This window comes from Halorubrum sp. AJ67, assembly GCF_000513435.1.
This window is the reverse complement of record NZ_CBVY010000002.1, coordinates 295,715-299,028: the sequence shown is the minus strand read 5'-3', so window position 1 is coordinate 299,028 and position 3,314 is coordinate 295,715. Positions and strand designations below refer to the sequence as shown.

General features: G+C 66.7%; 3 protein-coding genes. 1 reads left to right on the top strand and 2 read right to left on the bottom strand.

The genetic code is table 11. The features are described 5' to 3' along the window. Positions 1 to 223: 223 nt before the first annotated feature. Complete coding sequence (locus BN903_RS03240) at positions 224 to 1,375, bottom strand: mandelate racemase/muconate lactonizing enzyme family protein (RefSeq protein ID WP_048076351.1); 1,152 nt, start codon at positions 1,373 to 1,375, stop codon at positions 224 to 226. A 185-nt stretch (positions 1,376 to 1,560) separates the two neighbouring features. Between BN903_RS03240 and BN903_RS03235 the strand changes: the two genes are divergently transcribed. Further along, positions 1,561 to 2,436 (top strand): fumarylacetoacetate hydrolase family protein, encoded by an 876-nt coding sequence (locus BN903_RS03235; protein ID WP_048076350.1) that lies wholly within the window; start codon positions 1,561 to 1,563, stop codon positions 2,434 to 2,436. Between the two features lie 103 nt (positions 2,437 to 2,539). On the opposite strand, the gene BN903_RS03230 is transcribed toward BN903_RS03235, so the two are convergent. Continuing rightward, positions 2,540 to 3,314 (bottom strand): glycoside hydrolase family 3 C-terminal domain-containing protein (locus BN903_RS03230; RefSeq protein ID WP_195155695.1); only part of this gene is annotated, 775 nt, incomplete at its 5' end.

Sequence of the window (3,314 nt, the reverse complement as noted above, 5' to 3'; positions counted from 1 at the left end):
GCAGACGTCGACCGCCGCGCTGCTGGACGAGCGGGTTCGACGATTCGAGCGCGGCCCGGATCTCGGTCGCGTCGACGTCCCCGGGCGAGACCGTCTCTGGGGTCACGCCGTCGAGGGGCTTCGAAGAGTTCGTGGACATACGCGGAGCAAAGACACCTTCATGTAAATACGTGTGGGTCAACAGAACAAGTGTTGACCGCCGGATAAGCGGGTTACGGGCGGGTTACGGCCGTTTGAGCGCGCCACCCTCGTCGAAGAGACTGTGACTGTCCTTCGGCTCTCCGGGGTGTTCCCGCGCGGCTTCGGGATTGAACTCGACGCCGAGTCCGGGCTCGTCGGGTACTTCGATGGCCCCGTCGGAGACCTCCAAGCTCGTCTCGACGACCTCCTCGCCCCACGGCACGTCGCGGCTCATGTGTTCGAGCACTTCGAGATTCTCCAGACCGGCACAGAGATGGACCGACGCGGCCGTCGAGACGCCCGCGTTGGGGTTGTGCGGCGCGATGGTCATGTACCGGTTCTTGGCCATCGCCGCGGCGTGTTGCGCCTCCTGGAGGCTGCCGTAGTTGGTGACGTCGGGCTGGATGATGTCGCAGGCCTGCTGCCGGATCACGTCGGCCATCGTCTCGTTGTTGTAGATGCGCTCGCCGGTCGCGACGGGCATGTTCACCTTGTCCGTCACGTCGGCCATCACCTCGCGGTCTTCCAACTCGACCGGCTCTTCGAGGAACATGATATCGTACTCCTCTAAGGCGTTCGCGACCTCGATGGCCCCGCGGCGGGTGAAGCGACCGTGACAGTCGAGCGCAATGCCGACGTCCCAGCCGACGGCGTCGCGGACGGCTTCGAGCAGCTCCGCGACCTCACCGATCTGGTCGTCGGTCAGCGAGTGTTCGTAATGGGCGAAGGGGTCGCACTTCAGGGCGGGATACTCCTGCTCTTCGACGGCCTTCTTCGCGTGGTGCGCGTAGTTTTCGGGGGTGCGCTCGCCGATGTGCCAGCCGTTGGCGTAGACGGGGATCTCGTCGTGGACCTTCCCGCCGAGCAGCTTCCAGACCGGCTCGTCGTGGTACTTCCCGGCGATGTCCCACAGCGCGATGTCGAAGGCCGCCGCGACCGCGTTGATGAGCTTCCCGCCGCGCCACGCGAACGGGTACCGGGTGAGCCGGCGGTTGATCTTCTTGCGGTTCAGCGGGTCCTCGCCGATGACGTAGTGTTTGTGCGACTGCGCAACCTCTTCGAGGACGGTGGTGAGCCCCTCAGCGCCGAGGGCCTCGCCGACCCCGGTGATCCCCTCGTCGGTCTTCACCCGAACGAAGAACCAGTTGCGCCAGTCGGCGTCGACGACGTACGTCTCGACTTCAGTAACTTCCATGGGCACGCTACCATTCTGAGACATCCGATATACAATCGTCGATTCTTTTCAACCTCCTGAGACTGACCGGTACGCCCCGGAGCCGGCGAACGCACCGACCAGCGGTGCGGCTCCGAATCGGAGCGATCGGCTCACGTCGTGTGCGTCAGCGATACTCTTTTAATGGCGTCCGGTCATTCTCGGGTATGCGGTATTATCGACTCCCCGGCGGAAAGCACAGCGTGGGGTCCGACTCGCTCGTCGTCGTCGCCGACGGTGACGCGTACGACCTGTCGGCGGCGTCCGACGACCTCGGGTCGTTCTCGCAGCTCGCCCGCGCCGCGAACGCGTGTGACAAGTCCGTCGACGCCATCGCTCGCGACCGGATCCCCGACGCGGATCGGGTGGACCTCGATCTCGACGACGTGCTCCTGCCGGTGACTCCCGACGAGGTGTGGGCCGCGGGCGTCACGTACCAGATCAGCGAACAGGCGCGCGAGGCCGAGAGCGGCAAACCCGAGGTGTATATCGACGTCTACGACAGCGAGCGACCGGAGCTGTTCCTGAAGGCGACGCCGTCGCGGACGGTCGGCCCCAACGACGCCGTCGGGATCCGCGGCGACTCCACGTGGGACGTGCCGGAGCCGGAGCTCGGCGTCGTGCTCCACCACGAGGAGGTCGTCGGGTACACGATCGGCAACGACGTGTCGAGCCGGTCCATCGAAGGTGAGAACCCGCTGTACCTCCCGCAGGCGAAGGTGTACGACAGGTGCTGCGCGGTCGGGCCGTGCGTGGCGACCCCGGGAGTCATCGACGACCCCCACGACCTCGAGATGACGCTCACCATCGAGCGCGACGACGAGATCGTCTTCGAGGACTCGACGTCGACGAGCGAAATGGCGACCACCTGCGAGAAGCTCGTCTCGTACCTCCGGCGGCACAACGACCTCCCGGAGACCGTCATCCTCCTGACCGGCACCGCCTTGGTCCCGCCGGAATCGTTCACGCTCGCCGAGGGCGACCAGATCGCGATCGACATCGAAGCGATCGGACAGCTGGTCAACGACACCGTCACCGTCTGACGGTCCCTCGAACCACGTCCCGAGTCACGCATCGTCAGCGTCCTACCGAGTGACGCGTCGTCCGCGCCCCTCCCGGATCACGTGTCGGTGTCGACCCTCCGGATTACGTGTCGGTGTCGACCTGCGTCTCAGTGAAGTACGTCCGTCCGTTTTCGGGAACCTCCTTCGTCCACGTGACCTCGAACGTCGCAGTGTCAGCGATCGCCGCGGCGGAGTGGCCGACGCGGAACTCGTAGGGGCCGCTTTCGACGGCGAGGTCCATGTCGCGGTCGTGGTACGCGAGCTGGGTGGCGTCGACCTCGAAGGCGACGCGCGCGGTCTCGCCCGGATCGAGGGCGACGCGCTCGAACCCGACGAGCTCTTCGACCGGACGGGCCTGATCGGGGTTCCCCGCGCTGGCGTACAGCTGGACCACGTCGCGTCCGGCGGCCTCGCCGACGTTCTCGACGGTCACCTCGGCGGTGATCGTCCCCGCGGGGGGCAGTTCGGTCGCCGACAGCGAGAGGTCGCCGTACTCGAACTCGGTGTAGCTGAGCCCGTGGCCGAACGGGAACAGCGGGTCGGTCGCCGTGTAGACGTACTCCTCGTCCGCGGTGTTGGGCTTCCGGCTGTAGTGAACCGGGAGCTGTCCGGCCGACCGCGGAATCGACACCGGAAGGTGACCGGCGGGATTGTACTCGCCGAACAGCACGGACGCGACGCCCTCGCCGCCGCGCTCGCCGGGGAGCCACGCCTGTACGACCGCCGGGACCGACTCCGCGATCGACTCGATCGAGTGCGGCTTCCCGCTCACCACGACGACCACGACAGGGGTGTCCGTCTCGTGGACGCGTTCGACGAGGTCGCGCTGGACGCCCGGGAGCCCGAGGTCGACCACG

What these genes read in the sequence shown, in the direction of transcription:
- BN903_RS03240 (WP_048076351.1), bottom strand. Translation starts at nt 1,375, where the DNA reads ATGGAAGTTACTGAAGTCGAGACGTACGTCGTCGACGCCGACTGGCGC.
- BN903_RS03235 (WP_048076350.1), top strand. Translation starts at nt 1,561, where the DNA reads ATGCGGTATTATCGACTCCCCGGCGGAAAGCACAGCGTGGGGTCCGAC.